Here is an 18,460-nt window from a genome sequence, read left to right as displayed (position 1 = left end):
TTGTTCCCGAATTGACCCGAAAATCGGAACCAAAACCCGTACAGGAGATAGTCGCGCAGGTCATCGTTTCGGACTGGCCGAAGAAGTGGCGCCATCTGCTTTGCTGCTGGCCGCCGAGCCGGATGGGAACATTTTTACCGAGTAAACGCTGGGTCCCAATTCCGGCGATGTGATGCTGTAAATACAATTTCGTAAGCGATATCTTTGGCGGAAGGGCCGGATCGGGCGACGCAATGCACCGATTCGGCTTTTTTGCGAATCCGGGCGGGAAATATCCCCGACGAAATATTTCATGAAATCAAAGTTTAGCGAAATTCAGGTGATCCAAGCCCTGCCTTCTTGTCCGCTTGATCTTTACCGAAAGATCAGCTAGAATAAAGTTGCAGAAAGCCGTTGAACGCGTGTCCGCGGATTTTACAAAGCGACAGAAAGGATGTTTCCGAATGATTTATGACAAACTTTGCAATGTCCGGCATTATCTTGGCCTGAGCGTTGAAATGGATCAGGCTCTGCAATTCATCGCTTCCAACGATCTAAATACCTTCGCCCCCGGAAGCCATGAGATCGGAAACGGCATCTATTTCGATGTCGTCAATGACAAAACCAAACTCCGAGATGCCTGCCGCTGGGAAGCTCACCAAAAATATACGGATATTCAAATTTTGTTGGAGGGCACCGACCGCATGGGCAGCCAGCCGGTCCGCGACCTGGAAATTGAAACGGCATACGTTCCTGATATCGCCTTTTACCGGGACAACGGCCGCGGTTTATTTGTCGATGTCCGGCCCGGCTATTTCACAGTCTTTTTCCCTTGGGACGCGCATATGCCGCTGATCAGCCAAGGCGACCCGGCCCCGGTAAAAAAGATCATCTTTAAAGTCCCCGTCGAATAATCCGCTTGCCGGTTTCGTATGGCCGGCAACAAAAGGACCGCTGCGAAGAGCAGCGGTCCTTTTGTTAAGCATCTGTTTCATTTTGGGCGGGGCCGGCGTACCGCTTTCCCTGCCAGGAATCGCGCCGAACCAGTTCCTTGTCGATTTCGTTGAGGACACAGAACTTTTTACGGCTCCAATCCGGACCAATGAGCGCGCTTGGCGCGCCGTCGCCGGTTAACCGCCCCAGGATAAACCCAGGCGGGAAGAGTTCCAGCTGGTCGCAGACAATCTGTACATATGCCTCCAGAGAAAGCAGCGGAAACTCCCCGGCAAGATAGCTCCGTGCCAGCCGGGTTCCTTTGAGTACATGCAGCAGATGGATTTTCACAAGGTGCAGGTCGAGTCCCGCCAGTTCCCGCGCGGTCTGAAGCATCATTTCATGAGTTTCGCCCGGCAGACCATCGATGATATGCACGCCCACATGAATTTTACGTGTATGCAGCTTTTGGTAACCGGTGAGGAAATCCGCCCAGGTATGGCAGCGATTGATCCGTTCACCGGTTGTGTCGTGGATCGTTTGCAGGCCCAGCTCCACTGTCAGATAGGTGCGTTCAGAAATCTCCGCGAGCAGGTCACAGACCGCTTCCGGCAGACAGTCCGGCCGGGTCGCGATCGAAAGCCCCACCACGCCCGGGCAGGACAGTGCCGCCTCATAAAAATGCCGGAGGGTATCCACCGGGGCGTAGGTATTGGTGCGCGCTTGGAAATAAGCGATGTGCTTTTCGGTATTCCACTTCTGCCCCATCATTTCGGCAACCTTCGCAAACTGGCTTCGGATATCCGCATGTGGGTCACCGCCAAACTCCCCGCTCCCGGTTGATGAACAGTAGATGCAGCCGCCGGTACCCTTGGTTCCATCCAGATTCGGGCAGGTAAAGCCCGCATTGAGACTTACACGGGAGACTTTAGAGCCGAACCGGCGGCGCAGGGCGTAGCTATAGGTGTGGTAGCGTTTGTTGCTGTCTGAGAATGGAAACGGGTTCAAAACCGCCGCCCCTTTCCACTTACTTGATGAAGGAAAAACTGGTCACATCGAAAACGCCCAAGTCGGTCACCCGGATTTCAGGGATAACCGGCAGAGCCAGAAAGCTCAGGGTGATAAACGGGTCGATCCCTTCCCGTATTCCGGCTTTATGCGCGGTTTCGATGAGCGCGTCAAGCCGCGCGATAAGTTCGTCGGCGGAAAGATCACTCATCAGGCCGTAAATCGGCAGCGGCAGCTCACCGAGCACCTGACCGTCCCGCACGAGCACAAAACCGCCCTGCATCCGTTCAGCCGCTTTCACAGCGGCGAGCATATCCGCATCGTTGTCCCCCGTGACAATCAGGTTGTGGGAGTCATGTGCCACTGTTGTGGCGACCGCGCCATGGGTAAGGCCATAACCAGCCAGCAATCCGACGCCAATGCTTCCGGTTGCGTGATGCCGCTCGATGACAGCGATCTTGCGCAGTTCGCCAGCAGCGACAAGGTCATCCACTTCGCAGGACGGCACAAAACTTTTGGCAGTGGCAATCTGCCCGGGCAACAGGTTCACAACCGGCTGCCGCTCCCGCTGCGGCAGTGCAAAGCAAGCCGCAGACAGCGTGGGGAGTTTCACCGAATGCCGCGCGGCTTCCATCCCGCCGCCAATCAGTCCAAAGGCAAAAGCGCCGCGCGAAAATGCCTTTCCGTCCTTGTAGACAGCGGCGACCGCGAAATTTTGAAGATCTTCAAGCACAACCAAGTCGGCCCGATAACCGGGCGCAACCGCGCCGAGCCCCCGCAGCCCGTAGATTTGGGCGGCGTTGATGGTGGCCATCCGGATTGCGTCGACCGGGCTCATCCCCAGCTCGACCGCCAGTTTCACATTATAGCGGACGCCCCCCTCCCGGCGGATGTCCACCAGGTGCTTGTCATCGGTGCAGAAGGCCATATGCCGGGTGTCCAGTTGATCCCGGACCACACCGGAAAGGATGTCGCGCACATGGCGGCCCGCGCTTCCCTCCCGCACAAGCACCGCCATGCCCGCGTGAAGCTTTTCTCGGGCTTCCTCATAGCAAGTGCTTTCATGGTCGGTTTGGATACCCGCCGTAGCATATGCCTGCAGGCCTTTTCCGGTGATCATCGGCGCGTGCCCGTCGATTACGCGTCCTGAAAAGGCGTTCAGCTTGTCAAGCACGTCCGGGTCACAGTTCGCGACGCCGGGATAGTTCATCATCTCCCCGAGTCCCAGGACGCGCGGTTCTCTCAAAAACGGCTCCAACGCTTTTGCATCCAGCACCGCGCCGGCATTTTCAAACGGCGTGGCCGGAACGCAGGACGGCACCTGCACATAATAGTTGACCGGCAGAGCCGCGGAAGCATCCAGCATGAAGCGGATGCCCTCGGCGCCCGCGACGTTTGCAATCTCGTGTGGGTCGGTGATGAGGGTCGTCACACCCCAGGCCAATTCTTCCTGGCAATAGGCGGGCGGGGTTACCATCGAGCTTTCCACATGGCAGTGTGCGTTTATGAAGCCGGGCGCAAGATACCGCCCGGCAAGATCGGTTTCGGCCGGGCCGCTGTAGCTGCCGATCCCCGCAATGCGCCCGTCCGCGATTGCGACATCCGCCGGATAGATATCACCGGAAAACACATCCACAACCTTTGCGTTTTTCAGCACCAGATCCGGCTTCCGTTCGCCCAAAGCGGTACGGATCAGATTTTCACGCGCCATCAAGCCCACATCCTTTTTTTGGTTTCCTTTATTTTATCCGGCGGCATTCCAGATAATACCGCTTTTCATAGGCGTGCCCCATTGAAAAGGTCTTGCGCGGGAGCGCGCCGTCCGCGACCACTGTCGGGAAAAGTTCGGACTTCTGCATGGCCGGCAGCAAAAATCCGATGGCATCCGGACTTTGCGCAAGGCTTTTCAGCACGTCGTCCCCATGGATATAATCGACTGTGCCGCCATGCTTTGCGAGATAATCGTCGAGGAAATTCTGCAGCGTGCCGACCGCGAGCGCCGAGGACGGGTTTTCGATGAAAAGGCATCCGGTGCGCTCCCTTGTCACGTACGTAAGCGATTGTCCGCTGTCCGCCGCGTCCGAAACCCTATAATAGCGGCAAATCTCCGCGAGCAGGGCGTCCGGGTCCACCCCGCAAACAATGCGGTGGATGGGTTCAAACTCCATCGCCGGATCGTGTACATTCACCAGCTCGACCAGCGCGTACCGCGCCGGATGGTTTTCCCACTGTTCCTTTGGAAGCTCTGCCCGGAGCTTTTCAAAGCAGGCCTTCGCGGTGGCCAGCGAATGGTTCCCGTCGCCCACCGCGAAAAGAAGCGGCGAAGCCGACTGCGCAGCCTGGGCACCCGCCAGCGCGCCAAGCGCCGCGTCGATCCCGGCGCGGGACTGCGCGTCCACCGCATAACCGCTGATGTGGCCGCCCTGCTCCATCAGATTGAAATCGTAAAGTTTTTGCATTCCGGATATCCGCACTGCAAGCGGCTCAATCACCGTGCGGGCGCTGTCGTCGAGCAGCACCATGATGTGCGGCAGCTCGAGCGGCGCATTTTCGCGCACACGGATGCGCGGCGGCAAACGGCTCTCTACTGTGCCTTCGGTCGGCCGCACCAGCGACTGGGAGCCTTTGGAATAATCATATTCCATCAGATCGATCTTCCCTATCAGGCCGCGGCGAATTTTACCCGGCGCGACAGTGCGCTCAACATAGATATAGGTATCCGGATATTCCGCGAAAATCCCTTCGGCAAGATATTGTTCCATCGCGCCATTGATCCGACCAATTCGATCCTCGACCGCCGGGTCCTGCAGCCAGGCTTCCGGCAGGATCATATGATAGGCCGACGGGCACCCGTTCACCCGTTCGGCAACGCGCTGCCAATATTCCGGTTCGGAAGTGTATTGATCGCAGGCGACCACGCTCCAGTTTTCCATCGTCACACTCTGGGGGATCAGGATATCCGCCGGGGAAAATCCAATCTTAAGCATCTGAATTCCGCCTCGCTTCCTTATCTTTCACAAAGGCCCAGATGGGCTTGTATACAGGAATTATACCGCATCCGGGCTTTTATTTCCAGTAAAAAAGCGCTCCGAACGAGCCGGAGCGCCTGCATTTTGAGATCTTTTACGCCGAAGGGCGATAGGAAAGGATTCCGGCGGCCGCGCCGAACGCCACCAGCACACAGCCGACCACCAAAAGGTATGGGATCATCGCCATGCCATAAAATCGGTCCGCCCCGGTATCCAGATACGCTTGGATCACCACCATCAGCACGGCAACCGACAAAAACAGCCACACACAGTCCGGCACCATGGAATAACGCACGCCGCGCAGGATCAGCAGCTGCACCAGAAGCACCACCGGCAGGACGGCCATCAGCAGGGTACGAACCCACCAGACGAGGTTCATCTCCGGCAGATAGTCCGGATCCCCATGCCCAAACAGCACCAGCATATGAAATATGAGCGCGGCCAAAAGCGCAAGACAACCAAAGATCCCCAGCGTGGTGCCCGCAATTGCGCCGGCGCTCGAACGCGCGGGATTCGTACCAGTCTCCTCCCGATAAAAATAATCCTGCACCAGCGACTGGCCACAGTAGCCGCAGGCCCGGGCCCGGCCGCTCACCGGGCGGTCGCACTTCGGACAGGTGATCATTGAGCCACTCCCCTTTCCCATAAGGCCGAACCTCAGAGGGATGATATTCTGCCCCTATTTTATCACATGCGCTCTGTTTTGACAATCTGCGCCGGAGATTTCCCGCATTTACGCAGGAGAGCAGATATGGTATAATAGCCGCAGAGCGGCTATTATACCAATTTATGCGCGGGACGATCCGCGCCTTTGGCGCTGCCGTCCCAATGCGCAATTATCCCACCGCGCGCTTCGCGCTTGTGGCATAATTGCCGCAGAGCAGCTATTATACCAATTTATGCGCAGGACGATCCGCGCCTTTGGCGCTGCCGTCCCAATGCGCAATTATCCCACCGCGCGCTTCGCGCTTGTGGCATAATTGCCGCAGAGCAGCTATTATACCAATTTATGCGCGGGACGATCCGCGGCGGCGCGTGTTCTGCCAAATTCATGAATTAAGCGCGGGTGCAGTAAAAACGCATTATTTTATACAGCACCCATCTGAAACGGAGGAAACAATGGCCTTTAATAAAGCGGTGCGGGCAATCCTGCGTGCATTATCGCCGGATCTCGACGTCACCAAGACCTATGAATTCGAACGAAAGATTCGCACAATCTCCTCCGGGCGGCATGTGAAGCTTTTCTACAGGCCCTGGGATCATGTCGTCATCGCCGGAGATCACACCGTCCCGGTACGGATCTTCACGCCGGAAACCGAAGGTGAGCATCCCATCCTGCTCTTTTTTCACGGCGGCGGCTGGGTAACCGGCAATATCGATACCTATGACCGCGCCTGTACCCATATGGCAAAATTGACCGGCCATGTGGTGGTTTCTGTGGATTACCGTCTTGCGCCGGAACATCCGTTCCCGGCCGGGCTCGAGGACTGCTACGCCGTGGCGCGGGATATCTTCCTCGACGCGCAGCTGCTGGGCGTGCCTGCCGAATCGATCACCCTGATCGGGGACAGCGCCGGCGGCAATCTTGCCGCAGCTCTGTCTCTGCTGGCACGTGACCGCGGGGAGTTCCTGCCCCGCCGTCAGATCCTGCTCTACCCCGCTACCTACAACGACCACACCGCCCGTTCCCCCTTCCCGTCGGTGCGGGAAAATGGGGAGGGCTACATCCTCACCGCTAAACGGATCGGAGAATATATGGAGCTCTACGCTTCCTGTGGAGCGGACAGGAAAAGCCCTTATTTTGCGCCGTTGCTGGCCGAAGACCTGAGCGGCCAGCCGGATACGCTGATCATCACGGCGCAGTATGACCCGTTGCGGGACGAAGGGGAAGCCTATGGCAAAAAGCTGCTTGCCGAGGGCAACCGGGTGAAGATCCATCGGATCGGCGAAGCGCTGCACGGCTTTATCACTCTGCCGCCCACCCTCCGGGTTGTGAAGGAAGCCTATGGTGTCATCAATGAATTTCTCAGTGAGGTGATCGAGCCTTGAAGAACCGGAAAGCCGCCGAATGGAGCCGGCTGGACAACGCCGCCAAACTCTTTCCCCCGACCAGCAACGCGGCCGACCCAAAGGTATTCCGATTTGCATGCGAGCTTTGTGAGCCGGTCGAACCGGAAACTCTGCGGCAGGCGCTCGACCGCACCCTGGAAGCGTTCCCCCTTTACCGGTCGGTGCTGCGCAAGGGACTCTTCTGGTACTATCTGGAGGCGAGCGAACGGGAGGCGTCCATCCATGAGGAGGACACCCGTCCCTGTGCGCCGCTTTACGACCGGGTGCGCAAGAACCTGCTTTTTAAGGTGACCTACTACCAGAACCGAATCAATCTGGAAGTCTACCACGCGCTTTCAGACGGCACCGGCGCCTTACAGTTTCTGCGGCTGCTCGCCTATCATTATCTGACCCTCCGCCATGCCGGAGACTTTCCGGAAGGCCCGCCTCCTATGGATTACGACGCTTCTTTCGCCCAGAAAAAAGCCGACAGCTTCCGCAAATACTATTCCGAAGCCCCACCCCGCCTGCCGGAGCACGCGCCGTCCGCCGTCCGTGTGCGGGGCGCGCGGCTCACCGAGCACCGCATAAGGGTGATCGAGGGACATTTGAGCGCAAAAGCCGCTGTCGCGCTCGCGCGGGAACACGGCGCGTCGGTCACGGCGTTTCTCACGGCGGCGCTGCTCTGCGCCATCCATGAGGAAATCCCGGTACGATACCGCAAAAAACCGGTTGTGCTGACCGTGCCGGTCAACCTGCGCAACTACTTTCCGTCCGAGTCGGCCCGCAATTTTTTTGGCACCATCAATGTGGGATACGGCTTTCCGGAGGGTTGGACCTTCCCGGATGTTGTGGCGGCTGTCGCGCAGAGCTTTACCGAAGAGCTGACCGCCGACCGGCTGCGCCAGCGAATGAATGAGTTCTCCGCCCTTGAGCACAACGCCCTGGCCCGTATTATGCCGCTTGCCGCAAAAGATGTGGTGATGCAGCTTGCCAACCGTTTCAAAAAGAGGGAGGTCACCGGTATGCTCTCGAATATCGGCAGGATCGCGATGCCAGAGGCGCTGCGGCCATATATCCGCCTGTTTGATGTTTTCACCAGCACCAACCGGGTGAATCTCTGCATGTGTTCTTATGGGGATACGATGGTGCTCAGTTTCACCGCGCCGTTTGTGAGCACCGATATTCAGAAAAATTTTTTCCGCATTCTCTCGGGCTTTGGGCTTTCGATCACCATTCACTCCAATCAGCCTGACAATGAATAAAAAGGAGCGTTCGATGTTATACTGCGATAAATGCCGTTTGTCGGTCGCGGGCCATCGTGACCGCTGCCCGCTCTGCCAGGGCGCGCTTTCCGGTGAAAGCGGACCGGAAACCTTCCCGGTCATCCCCACCGGACGGCACCAATATCATCTGGTGCTGCGGATGCTGATCTTTTTATCCATCACAGCGGTGGTCGTATCCGGCGCCATCAATGTGATGTTTCCCGCCGGAAAGCCATGGGCGTTCTTTGTAGCGCTGGCGGTGGGGTGTATGTGGGTCAGCCTTTACAGCGCCATTATCCGCCGCCACAACCTGCCCAAAAATATCAGCTGGCAGGTTTTCCTGCTTTCTCTGCTGGCGGTACTTTGGGATGAACTGACCGGCTGGCACGCCTGGTCAACCACCTATGTGATCCCGTCGCTGTGCATCTTCGCCATGGCCGCGATGGCGGCCATCTCCAAGGCGATGAAACTGCAGGCGCAGGACTGCCTCATCTATCTGGTCATAGACGGGCTGTTTGGCTTTGTTCCGCTCGTCTTTCTGGGATTTGGATGGGTCACCAATCTCTATCTGCCGGTCATCTGTGTGGCCGCCAGCATCATTTCCCTGGCGGCGCTTTTCTCCTTTGAAGGAGAAAACCTTGTGTTGGAAATCAAAAAGCGATTGCATTTATAAAGGGAGGTCCCACATATGGGAAAAAAGCTGCTTTTCCTCATCAACCCGAATGCGGGAAAATCGGAAATTAAGACCCGGGCGCTCGATGTGATCGACCTGTTTGTCCGCAGCGGATTCGAGATATCTGTCCACACCACCCAGAGGCGGATGGAAATCCCGGAGATTCTGAAAGAACAGGGGGAGGACTGTGACCTCATTGTGACGAGCGGCGGCGACGGCACCCTCAACGAAACGGTCACCGGCCTGATGGCGCTGCCACAAAAGCCGCTGCTCGGCTATATCCCGGCCGGTACGGTCAACGATTTTGCCACCAGCCTGCATATCCCCAAAAACATCCTGCAGGCAGCGCATGTGATCGTTTCCGGCCAGCCGTTCGACTGCGACATCGGCGCCTTTGAGGACCGGTATTTCACCTACATCGCCGCGTTCGGCGCTTTTACTGACGTATCCTATCAGACGCCGCAGCAAAGTAAGCTCCTGCTCGGCCGGGCAGCCTATATCCTTGAGGGGATCAAACGGCTCCCGTCGATCAAGGATTACCACCTCATCGTCAGGCACGACGGCAAAACGGTGGAGGACGACTTCATCTTCGGCATGGTGACCAACTCCACCTCGGTGGGCGGGTTCAAGATCCATGAACAGCTCGTGAAAATGAATGACGGCCTGCTGGAAGTGGTGCTGATCCGCCGTCCGGAGAGCGCAATCGAAGCGCCGCAGCTGCTGAACGCGGTGCTCCGGCAGGAATACAGCTCCGAATCGGTCTATGCTTTCCGCACTTCGGAACTGGAGATCACCTCGGAGGAAGAGGTCCCCTGGACACTTGACGGCGAGTTCGGCGGCATGCGCCATCGGGCGCACATCCGCAATGTCCCCCGCGCCATCCGTATCCTGCGCGGCAGCGATTCGGACTCCCGTCCGGTGGAATTTCCCTCCTACAGCTTCAAGGTCTGATAAAACGGCAAAAGGCCCGCGATCCATTTGGGGATCGCGGGCCTTTTCAATCCAGGATAACCGCCTTTGCGATGCCGAACCACTCCCGCACCCAATAGGCCGGGAAAAGCCCCCAGGGAGTCGGAGCAGGCAGGGAATACGGGATAAGGCCTGCTTTTTTCGCATAGATTGCGCCGCGCAGCTGGTGGAAGCCGTCGGTGGCAATTGCCGTGACGCGCGGCAGGTTGTGCGCTTCGATGAGCGCGGCGGAAAACGCCAGGTTTTCCCGCGTGTTGCGGGATCGATCCTCAAGAAGAACCCGGGCGGGATCGATCCCTCTCCCCGCGAGATAAAGCCGCATGACCTCCGCTTCGCTGTGTGTCCCGCCGTCGTTAAGACCGCCCGAACCGATCACAAAGGCACGCGGATGCGCCTGTAGATAGTCATAAGCGGCATCCAGCCGCAGCCGGAGCATTTTGGAAGGCTTATCCCCCACAACCTGGCATCCGAGCACGATTACCGCCGCATCCGCGGGTGGCGGGTTCAAATAAGCATAGGAAGCCATCCAAACCGACATGCCGCATCCCCAGACGGTAAATGCCGCAAGCCCCGCGGCGGCGGCCATGCGGCTTCGTTTCCACCAGCGCGGCGCATCCAGACGGCGGCGGTCGGATACCGGGCGCAGGCTGCGGCGAATCTTCCCCTGTCCATCAAAAACGTCCCAGCAGAGGCAAAGCAGCAGAAGCCCGCCGCCGTAAAGCAGCAAGAAAAACACACCGGTATGGAAAATCCCATAGACCGCCAGCGGCAAAAGGCCAAAAAAGAGGCAAAGCGCCGCAAACCCGATACAGGCGGCGCGAAATACAGATTTCACAGGCAGAATCCTTTCACAGCGAAGTCGCAAAAAGGAGCGGGCGTTATTGGAGACTCGCCCGCTCCTTTGACCACAGGATCAAATGTGGATATACCTTCCATTTTACAGGAAGTTTTCAGGGGAGCGCAAAGCGGGCACACGGCCCGCTTTGCAAAAACATGTCGTTTTGAATCCGAAATGGAAACTGCCTCTTAGAAGCCGGTCGGCGGGACAGGTTTCTTGTTGTTGTTGACCTCGACCTTATCCGGGGCTTCCGGATCGTAATCGTCGTCATCCTCATCTTCAATGTCGGCCGGGCCGTCAGAGAAGATATAGGTGCCGAGGGTACGGGTCTTGATCAGGAAGGCGTAATCGTCATCATCGTTGGTGGTGTATTCCACTTTGTCGGTGATGTCGTAAAGCTCGCCGTCGACAACTTCATAGACATAGATGTCGTCCGGATCAATCGTTTCTTCGCCGTCGTCATCCACAAACGGGTTGTTGATCCACAGGCGCGCGCGGGAGGTGCAGGGGATGCTCGGATTGCCGACGAAGGAACGGATATAAGCGTCCATATCGTCAAAGTAATCGAGGTAGTCCTCGTTGTTCCACTTGGTGGCCATGCGCGGCATATAGTATTCAACGTCGCTGTCCGCGGTGAATTTCATGATGGCGAGGGTGTCGTTATTGTCCTCCCAGGTGACGGTGTTCTCTTCGTTCTTGACAGGCTTGATCACAACGCCCTTTTCGCCCGCGACGAAGGTCGCGTCGTCGTCAACGCGGTTTTCGTTCTGAATCCAGATGGTCATCGGGACCTTCATGGTGTCACCCTTTTTCAGGTAGCCAGTTCCAACCTTATCGCCTTCTTCAGCGGCTTTCAGAGCTTTTTCCTTATCTGCAACAGCTTGTTTTGCTTCGGCAATGCTGCCCGCGCCCGTACCATTCAGCGTATCTTTCTTTGTGTTCAGCGGAGCCAACGCCGCTTCGACCGCGGAAAGGCTGGCATAGTCTTTTGCAGGGGCTGCTTCAATTGCTGCCTTCGCGTTGGTATATTCGGCGCTGGCAATCGCCTCGTCAAACGCATCGGAAGTGGCCTTTGCCGCAGCTGCCTTATTGGTCAGAACTGTGATGGAGTCATCGCCGGTACCTTCCAATGTAGCAAGGCGTTCATCCGCAGTATCCTTCTTCCCTTTTGCGGTGTCATAGTCATTCTTTGCTGCAGAAACCGCATTCGTGACGTTTGTGGTAAGCGTCTCATCATCTCCGACTTTGATGGCGCTTCCATCAGCAGTAGCAGTAACCTTCCACTCGGTAATCGCCGTCGCAAAATCGACCGGCAGGTTTACCGTGTAGGTTTTTCCATCGGCAGCCGCATAGTTCTGTCCATCCAACGCAGTGCCAGCAGCCCCATTTGCCGTTGTCATCGCTTTCTCATAGAAAAGAATTGATCCATCCACGGTATCAGCGCCTTTGAGTGTATCAAGTTGAGTCTGCGCATCGGTCAAGTTTTGATTGGCCGTATTATACGCATTCTTGTACTTGTCCGGATCGGCGGCAATCTCTTTATAGCTGGTGGTTACGCCGCCAATGGTCCGGCTGGCTTCCCAGGTCGTCCACGTCGTTTTTGCGGGGGTAATCGCATCGATCTTGCTTTGTGTTTCTTTCAGTTCGTCTTCCCGTTTCGTCTGTTCCGCTTTCGCATCCGTTACCGCCTGTTTTAAATTGTTCAGTTCGTCAGGAGTAACGCTGGTGATTGTTCCGTTGTCCTTATAGATCGGGAATTTTCCGGAACCTGCGTTTGTCGCATACAGGTCTTTCTTCGCGGTGATATAGATGTCAAGTTTGGTTTTCAGTTCGTCGGCGGTGTAGGTGTCCTTGACCTTGATTTCAAGCACGATATAACGGCCGCTGCCGTCCTTGTAATCGCTCAGCTTTTTGCTGGTGACCTTCGGTTTGCCGTCGATGTTTTTGGAGCCTTCGTCCTTGTCGACGTCGATCTTCACCATCTTGTCGTCGAGCAGGTAATCGTAATCACTGTAGCTTCCAAAGACCCAATAGATGGTCTGTCCCGGGCGGATATTGTCCTCATCCGTTCCAACAGGCTCTCCGTTTTCATCGACGAAATCCTCAACGTTGACCTGGCTCCAAGTCACGTCAGCTGTCTTCGCCAGCGTCGGAATCCCGAGCGACAGCGCGCAAGCCATGGCAAGTACGAGTGCCAATAACTTTTTCATAAGTTCTTTCCTCCTTGAAAAATTTTTTTGATCAGCTTTCGGTTATGTGCTTCTTCCGCGGTCTCCATCGCGCAAGGAACACCTCCCCTTATACCCAGTATAACAACCTGTAATTGGTTGTCAATACTAAATATTCCTATTTGTAGAAATGTTGCCGAAAATCCGGACAAATCCTGTCGGATATGCTGCTTTATTTTAGCAGCTCACCCATATAGTGCATCTAAAGTTGCATTTTATTGCAACCTTTTCATTTTTTTATCGCTATTTATAGGAGGCGGTAAAAAGATGACAAACACACGGATTTCTGATATACTTTATGCGAATCAAAACGGCCGGCAGGGGCTTTTGCTGCGGCTTTTAAATGAGGTGATTTTTGTGCCGACCAATCCGGTCAAACCCGGCGTCCCGGAGGATTTTTCCGGCGCGCTTTCCGAACTGCTTCCCCAGCTCATGGAAAAGTACTCCCGCGATACCGTCCGTGCGCAGATGAATGAATGCAGCAGGCTGCTCTCCGCCGTGCAGGAATGCAACGCCCGCATGCTCGATTCCTCCGCCGACGGCGGCATGGTGGATTCCGCCGTGCAGGATGTGGTTTCCTCCACAAAGGAATACTATGAATTCCTTTCCCACCTGCCCGAAGATATGCGCCGGTTTTTGATCCTCATGGGCAATGTCACTTCGGATGAGATCGAGGATCTGCTCACGCTCGAACCGGACGTGGGGGACGAAATTTCCCGTCTCGCCTCGGTCGCGCCCGCCATACAGGCGGTCCGCCCCAAAAATTACGTCATGCCCATCGATCCGATCACCTCAAAACTCGCCCAGCTGCGGGAATTTAATGAGATCACCGTCTCTCACCGCCGCAGTCCCACCATACAGACCGCCGTCACCATCGCCGCGCCGGAACATATGAAGATCGACGGCAATTTCCAGCTCACCAATTATGATAAATCCATCATCAACGGCGTGGTTTCGATTTTGGAAAGCGGCAATTCCTCCTTTACCGTGCCGATGCTCTACCACGCGATGACCGGCAAGGAAAATCCCACCGTCGACGACGGGCTGATGGAGGAAATCAAAGCCAAGCTCGATACAATGCGGCGCCTTTCCATCAATATCGACCTGACCGAGGAGATCAAAGCCCACATGATCAAGCAGAAGCTCGAAGGGCCGGAAGGGGTGGAATCGTTCACCATTGACGGCTATTTGCTGCCGCTCAATAAATATACCGGCGTGGTCAACGGCAAGCGGTCGGAAATGTATCAGATCATCGACACACCGCCGCTGCATAGCTACGCAAAGCTCAAAAATCAGATCACCACCGTGCCCATCGATCTGCTCAAGGCTCCGCTCAACAACAACGCCACCACCATCCCGCTCAAGACCTACCTGCTCGGACGGATCGAGGCGATGAAAAACGAACATAACAAAATCATCCGGGATGTGATCCTGTTTGAATCGGTCTATCGGGAACTCGGCGATATCGATTCGGACAAAAAGCGCAAAAAACGCATCCGCGATTACACCGAAATTGTGCTCACCCATTTCGTTTCGATGCACTATATCACAAAATATGAAATTATAAAGGATGGCCGGATGATCAAGGGCGTCAAGATCTTCTGGGAAGGCAAAAAGAAAAAATAACCCTGCGGGGACAAAACCGGCCCGGAACGCAAGTTCCGGGCCGGTTGATGGTTTGGGGTGCTTTATTTCGTGGTCTTGATCTTCACGTCCGAGATGATCCAGGTGCCCAGGGTGCGGGTCTTGGTCTCGAAGGTGTCGTCGTCCTCATTGTAAGTAAATTTGCTGGTGACATTGGTCAGCTTATTGTTTGCGCCGACGCTGTAGATATAGACGCGGTCCACATCGTAGTCGTCCGGATCGAAGGGGTTCGCCAGCGCAAGGGTTGCGCGGGAGGTCGAATCGATGGTGGCGGCGGAGAATTTACGGATCACCGCATCGGTGTTCTTGAACTTCGCGAGCAGGTCGCTGGTCCATTTGGTCGAGAGTTTCGCATAGAATTTATCCGGGTTGCTGGTCGCTTTGAAGGTCAGGGTCGCAAGCGCGTCGCTGTCGTTTTCAAAGTTGATTTCGTTGGTTTCGTTCTTGACCGGTTTGATGGTCAAGCCCTTCTTGCCGACGGTGATCGAAGCGTCGTCGCCCGACTCGGTCTTGTTCGCAACAAAGAAGGAAGTCGAGAGGGTCAGCTTGTCGCCCTTGGCAAATTTGAACTTGTCGTTCGGTGCGCCAATGAGCGGGAATTCCTTGTAGTTCGCCTCCTTGGAACTCTTGCCGGTAAAAGTGACGTCCATCTGGACCTTGTACTCATCCGAACCGGTCATGTCGTTGAGCTCGACCGCGAGATAGCTGTATCGTTTGTTGAGCGGCAGGATGGAATACTCCCATTTGTTTTCCTTGATCGTACCGGTGGGGACCGACGCGACGAGTTTGGAGTTGGTGGTCAGGCGTTTTTCCACGAGCTTGACTGACTTGACCAGCTTGGAGTTTTTGGTCTTGCGCACCGACACCTTGGTGATCTTCGAGTCGTTGAGCTGTTTGGCGGCAGCGGGCGGGATGAGGAAATAGATGGTCTGATTCGGTTCGACCGAATCGTCATATTTGATGGGGTTGCCGTCCTCGTCAACCGGGTTGCCGGTCAGGTTTGTAATGTTGACAGTGGTGGTTTTGGCGGTGGCTGCAAAAGCCGTTATATTCAGGCTGAGCAGCATTGCACCCGCCAGGATCGCCGCGAGTAGCTTTTTCATAAGATTCTTCCTTTCCTGAAAAATGATCGTTGTATCTTATCAGTGGAAATCCTTCCAAGTTTTACTGCACGGGTTTGCCAGAATTTTGCTATAATTGGATGGATGAATTGGATAATCTTTTTGCAAATTTTTTAGTACATTTTCACAAACTCAACACATTTGGATAAAAAACTGATTTTCCGGCAAAGATCTTTACAGTTTTGTCACAGCCGGAAAAGCAGGATCGCATATAATAATCCTATAAAAAAGGAAGGGCGGGAGAACAATGGAAAAGACCGCATTGGTGCTTTCCGGAGGCGGCAGCCGCGGCGCGTATGAAATCGGCGTCTGGCGGGCATTGGGGGAGCTGGATGAGCGCTTTTCAATCGTGACCGGCACATCGGTCGGCGCGCTCAATGGCGCGGTGATCGCACAGGGCAGTTTTGAGGAGGCGGAAAAGCTCTGGCGGGAGCTTGAAACCTCCCGGGTATTTGACCTGCCGCTCGATGAGAAGCTCCCGCGTGAAAAAAAATGGCTTGAGGCGGTAAAGCTGTTCGGCAAAGCGGCATTCGAGCAGGGCGGCGCCGATACCAGTCCGCTGCGGGAAATCCTGGAGAGCTATCTGGATGAGGAGACCATCCGCCGGTCACCGGTCGCGTTTGGGCTGATGACCGTGCAGGTCCCCGCCATGCGTCCGGTGCCCGTCTGGGCCGACCAGCTCCCAAAAGGGAAGCTCATCGACTATCTGCTTGCCTCCTCCGCCCTCTTCCCCGCCATCAGGCCCCACCGGATTGACGGGGAATATTACATTGACGGCGGCTACTATGACAATATGCCCATGCAGATGGCGGCCGCGCGCGGCGCCAGCCGGATCATCGCGGTCAACATGGACGCGCCGGGGGTAATCCGGCGGGAAAAAGCGGCCGTACAGGCCGAAGTGCGCGAGATCCGCAGCTATTGGAACCTGGGGTCGGTGCTGCTCTTCGACCCGAATTCCGCGCGCCAGAACATGCGTCTTGGCTATCTCGACACCATGCGTTCCTATGGCGTCTGCGACGGATTCGCCTTCGCTTTTGTCAAAGGTACGCTGCAAACGGTGGTTCGGCAGTATTACGGCGCCTTCTATGAGGTCTGCGAACTGCTGGGATTCCACAGCGTGCGCCACCGGTTTCTCGACTCGGTCGCCTACAAGGCGGTGCAGAAACGTGTTTTTCGCCGCGGGATCGCGCCGCCTGCCCTGCGCGGCTTCGCGCTCGACGGGATGGAATCGGCCGCGGAACTTTTCGGGCTCCAGACCGGGACACTTTATTCCCTTGCCCGTTTTGGCCAGCGGCTTTCCGAAGCGGTCGAAGCCACCGAAATCCCGGACGCGCTTGAAGGGCTGGATTTCTGGGCGGACACCGCGCAGGCCGCTGTCACCGCCGCGCTCGAACTTGCGGGCCGCGCCGCCCGCGCGAAATACCTCTACCGGATCATCCGGGCCTGCATCGCGCACAGACGGCCGCTCAACCTCCTGCCGGTTGCCGCCGTCATGACCGACGAATTTTCCGCGGCGCTTTACCTGGCGTTGTGGGAATACAGCACGGCCAAAAAAACAAACGCAGCGCCTTTGCTGTATAAGTAAAAAAACCGGGAAGCGCCCAGATGGGGCGCTTCCCGGTTTTTACCGTTTGGGATCTTTTTTAGAGTTTTGCCAGTTCTTCCTGGAGCTTGGCGAGCGCTTCCTCGCCGAACACATCGGTGAAATCGCCCCAGATCGGGGTCAGAAGATCCTGAAAGACCTGTTTCTGTTCCATTGTGAGGTCGGTGACCTCCATACCCGCCGCTTCCATCTTTTCGCGGCAGGACTGCGCGTCCGCGCGGTTGATTTCGCGGTTGACCGGCTCGGTGGCCTTTGCCACCTCTTTAAAGATCGCCTGATCTTCCGCCGGGAGCTTCTCAAAGAGCTGGCCGCTGTAGACGAAAATGAACGGCGAATAGACGTGGCCGGTGGTGGACAGATACTTCTGGACCTCGTAGAATTTTCCGTCATAGATGGTCGGGAACGGGTTCTCCTGCCCATCGATGACATGCTGCTGCAGCGCGGTGAACACGTCGGTGTAGGCCATCGGGGTCGGATTCGCGCCAAGCACCTTCCATGCGGCGAGGTGGATGGGGTTTTCCATCGTGCGGATCTTCATGCCTTTCACATCCGCGGGAGAGGTGACCGCCTGCTTCGAGTTGGTCAGATGGCGGAACCCGTCCTCGTACCAGGCGACGTTGACAAGGCCTTTTTCGGCCATTTTGTCGTCGAGATACTGCGCAAACGGGCCGGAAAGGATCTGGTCTGCCTCCTCCTCGCTTTTAAAGAGGTATGGCAGGTCAAAGACCATGACCTCTTTTACGATGGTGCCGACCGGCGAAGGCGAGGTCACGACCGCGTCAAGCATTCCAGCCTTGACCTGCTCGGTCGCCTTGAGGTCGTCACCGAGCACCGCGTTCGCGTAGAGCTGCACGTCATAGCGGCCTTCGGTCCGTTCTTCAAACATCTTTTTGAATTCTTCGAGGGTTTTCATAATCGGATGGGCATCGCCGCCCGCAAAGCTGATCTTGATGACCGTTTTTTCCGTACCGGAATCCGCAGCCGGGGCCGGGTCAGCGGCGCTCTGCTGCGCCTGCGGCGCGGAAGCCGCGGGCGGGGTGGCGCTGCTCGAAAGGCATCCGGTCATCATGCCGGCAGCAAGGGTTGCGGTGAGAATGAGTGCGAGTAATTTCTTCTTCATA

The 18,460-nt window shown here is 56.3% G+C and carries 15 protein-coding genes; 7 read left to right on the top strand and 8 right to left on the bottom strand.

Going from position 1 to position 18,460, the window contains the following annotated elements; all coding sequences use genetic code 11:
• Positions 1–443: 443 nt before the first annotated feature.
• Positions 444–893 (top strand): NanQ anomerase/TabA/YiaL family protein, encoded by a 450-nt coding sequence (locus tag BN4275_RS00170; protein WP_066452464.1) that lies wholly within the window; start codon positions 444–446, stop codon positions 891–893.
• A gap of 64 nt (positions 894–957) precedes the next feature.
• Here BN4275_RS00170 and mnmL read toward each other — a convergent pair whose 3' ends face one another.
• The 4 genes from mnmL to BN4275_RS00150 all read right to left on the bottom strand — a co-directional run bounded on the left by mnmL (position 958) and on the right by BN4275_RS00150 (position 5,574).
• Positions 958–1,920, bottom strand: coding sequence for a tRNA modification radical SAM protein MnmL/YtqA (mnmL, locus tag BN4275_RS00165; protein ID WP_066452463.1), 963 nt, complete (start codon positions 1,918–1,920; stop codon positions 958–960).
• A 19-nt stretch (positions 1,921–1,939) separates the two neighbouring features.
• The gene (ade, locus tag BN4275_RS00160) at positions 1,940–3,631 is read right to left on the bottom strand and encodes an adenine deaminase (RefSeq protein ID WP_066452462.1); all 1,692 of its coding nucleotides are present in this window, start codon (positions 3,629–3,631) and stop codon (positions 1,940–1,942) included.
• A gap of 28 nt (positions 3,632–3,659) precedes the next feature.
• Positions 3,660–4,907 carry a DUF1015 domain-containing protein gene (locus BN4275_RS00155; protein WP_066452461.1) on the bottom strand — a complete coding sequence of 416 codons (1,248 nt, stop codon included), beginning with the start codon at positions 4,905–4,907 and terminating at the stop codon, positions 3,660–3,662.
• A gap of 136 nt (positions 4,908–5,043) precedes the next feature.
• Complete coding sequence (locus tag BN4275_RS00150; RefSeq protein ID WP_066452460.1) at positions 5,044–5,574, bottom strand: zinc ribbon domain-containing protein; 531 nt, start codon at positions 5,572–5,574, stop codon at positions 5,044–5,046.
• 494 nt (positions 5,575–6,068) lie between these two features.
• Here BN4275_RS00150 and BN4275_RS00145 point away from each other — a divergent pair, with 494 nt between their 5' ends.
• From BN4275_RS00145 to BN4275_RS00130, 4 genes are read left to right on the top strand one after another with little or no spacing between them, the layout of a single operon-like run.
• Complete coding sequence (locus BN4275_RS00145; RefSeq protein ID WP_066452459.1) at positions 6,069–6,998, top strand: alpha/beta hydrolase; 930 nt, start codon at positions 6,069–6,071, stop codon at positions 6,996–6,998.
• The gene (locus tag BN4275_RS00140) at positions 6,995–8,263 is read left to right on the top strand and encodes a hypothetical protein (protein WP_066452458.1); all 1,269 of its coding nucleotides are present in this window, start codon (positions 6,995–6,997) and stop codon (positions 8,261–8,263) included. Before BN4275_RS00145 ends, BN4275_RS00140 begins: the two co-directional genes overlap by 4 nt.
• A 13-nt stretch (positions 8,264–8,276) precedes the next feature.
• The gene (locus tag BN4275_RS00135; protein WP_066452457.1) at positions 8,277–8,936 is read left to right on the top strand and encodes a DUF6320 domain-containing protein; all 660 of its coding nucleotides are present in this window, start codon (positions 8,277–8,279) and stop codon (positions 8,934–8,936) included.
• A 15-nt stretch (positions 8,937–8,951) separates the two neighbouring features.
• A complete protein-coding gene (locus BN4275_RS00130; protein WP_066452456.1) occupies positions 8,952–9,887 on the top strand; it encodes a diacylglycerol/lipid kinase family protein in 936 nt (311 codons plus the stop codon).
• A gap of 46 nt (positions 9,888–9,933) precedes the next feature.
• Here the strand turns inward: BN4275_RS00130 and BN4275_RS00125 are convergent, their stop codons facing one another.
• Positions 9,934–10,740 (bottom strand): YdcF family protein, encoded by an 807-nt coding sequence (locus BN4275_RS00125; protein WP_066452455.1) that lies wholly within the window; start codon positions 10,738–10,740, stop codon positions 9,934–9,936.
• 191 nt (positions 10,741–10,931) lie between these two features.
• A complete protein-coding gene (locus BN4275_RS00120) occupies positions 10,932–12,953 on the bottom strand; it encodes a hypothetical protein (protein WP_066452454.1) in 2,022 nt (673 codons plus the stop codon).
• A 285-nt stretch (positions 12,954–13,238) separates the two neighbouring features.
• Here BN4275_RS00120 and BN4275_RS00115 point away from each other — a divergent pair, with 285 nt between their 5' ends.
• Positions 13,239–14,597 (top strand): hypothetical protein, encoded by a 1,359-nt coding sequence (locus tag BN4275_RS00115; protein WP_066452453.1) that lies wholly within the window; start codon positions 13,239–13,241, stop codon positions 14,595–14,597.
• A 62-nt stretch (positions 14,598–14,659) separates the two neighbouring features.
• Here the strand turns inward: BN4275_RS00115 and BN4275_RS00110 are convergent, their stop codons facing one another.
• The gene (locus tag BN4275_RS00110; RefSeq protein WP_066452452.1) at positions 14,660–15,718 is read right to left on the bottom strand and encodes a hypothetical protein; all 1,059 of its coding nucleotides are present in this window, start codon (positions 15,716–15,718) and stop codon (positions 14,660–14,662) included.
• A 265-nt stretch (positions 15,719–15,983) separates the two neighbouring features.
• Between BN4275_RS00110 and BN4275_RS00105 the strand changes: the two genes are divergently transcribed.
• Complete coding sequence (locus tag BN4275_RS00105; RefSeq protein WP_066452451.1) at positions 15,984–17,321, top strand: patatin-like phospholipase family protein; 1,338 nt, start codon at positions 15,984–15,986, stop codon at positions 17,319–17,321.
• Between the two features lie 58 nt (positions 17,322–17,379).
• Here BN4275_RS00105 and dctP read toward each other — a convergent pair whose 3' ends face one another.
• A complete protein-coding gene (gene dctP, locus BN4275_RS00100; protein WP_066452450.1) occupies positions 17,380–18,459 on the bottom strand; it encodes a TRAP transporter substrate-binding protein DctP in 1,080 nt (359 codons plus the stop codon).
• Position 18,460: the final 1 nt, after the last annotated feature.

The organism is Anaerotruncus rubiinfantis (assembly GCF_900078395.1).
In the GTDB taxonomy this organism is placed as follows: Bacteria; Bacillota; Clostridia; order Oscillospirales; family Ruminococcaceae; genus Anaerotruncus; species Anaerotruncus rubiinfantis.
Note: the sequence above shows the minus strand (reverse complement) of the source record. Positions and strands in the feature narration are given on the sequence as shown.

What these genes read in the sequence shown, in the direction of transcription:
- BN4275_RS00130 (WP_066452456.1), top strand. Translation starts at nt 8,952, where the DNA reads ATGGGAAAAAAGCTGCTTTTCCTCATCAACCCGAATGCGGGAAAATCG.
- BN4275_RS00145 (WP_066452459.1), top strand. Translation starts at nt 6,069, where the DNA reads ATGGCCTTTAATAAAGCGGTGCGGGCAATCCTGCGTGCATTATCGCCG.
- dctP (WP_066452450.1), bottom strand. Translation starts at nt 18,459, where the DNA reads ATGAAGAAGAAATTACTCGCACTCATTCTCACCGCAACCCTTGCTGCC.
- BN4275_RS00115 (WP_066452453.1), top strand. Translation starts at nt 13,239, where the DNA reads ATGACAAACACACGGATTTCTGATATACTTTATGCGAATCAAAACGGC.
- BN4275_RS00150 (WP_066452460.1), bottom strand. Translation starts at nt 5,574, where the DNA reads ATGATCACCTGTCCGAAGTGCGACCGCCCGGTGAGCGGCCGGGCCCGG.
- BN4275_RS00120 (WP_066452454.1), bottom strand. Translation starts at nt 12,953, where the DNA reads ATGAAAAAGTTATTGGCACTCGTACTTGCCATGGCTTGCGCGCTGTCG.
- BN4275_RS00155 (WP_066452461.1), bottom strand. Translation starts at nt 4,907, where the DNA reads ATGCTTAAGATTGGATTTTCCCCGGCGGATATCCTGATCCCCCAGAGT.
- BN4275_RS00135 (WP_066452457.1), top strand. Translation starts at nt 8,277, where the DNA reads ATGTTATACTGCGATAAATGCCGTTTGTCGGTCGCGGGCCATCGTGAC.
- ade (WP_066452462.1), bottom strand. Translation starts at nt 3,631, where the DNA reads ATGGCGCGTGAAAATCTGATCCGTACCGCTTTGGGCGAACGGAAGCCG.
- BN4275_RS00110 (WP_066452452.1), bottom strand. Translation starts at nt 15,718, where the DNA reads ATGAAAAAGCTACTCGCGGCGATCCTGGCGGGTGCAATGCTGCTCAGC.
- BN4275_RS00105 (WP_066452451.1), top strand. Translation starts at nt 15,984, where the DNA reads ATGGAAAAGACCGCATTGGTGCTTTCCGGAGGCGGCAGCCGCGGCGCG.
- BN4275_RS00170 (WP_066452464.1), top strand. Translation starts at nt 444, where the DNA reads ATGATTTATGACAAACTTTGCAATGTCCGGCATTATCTTGGCCTGAGC.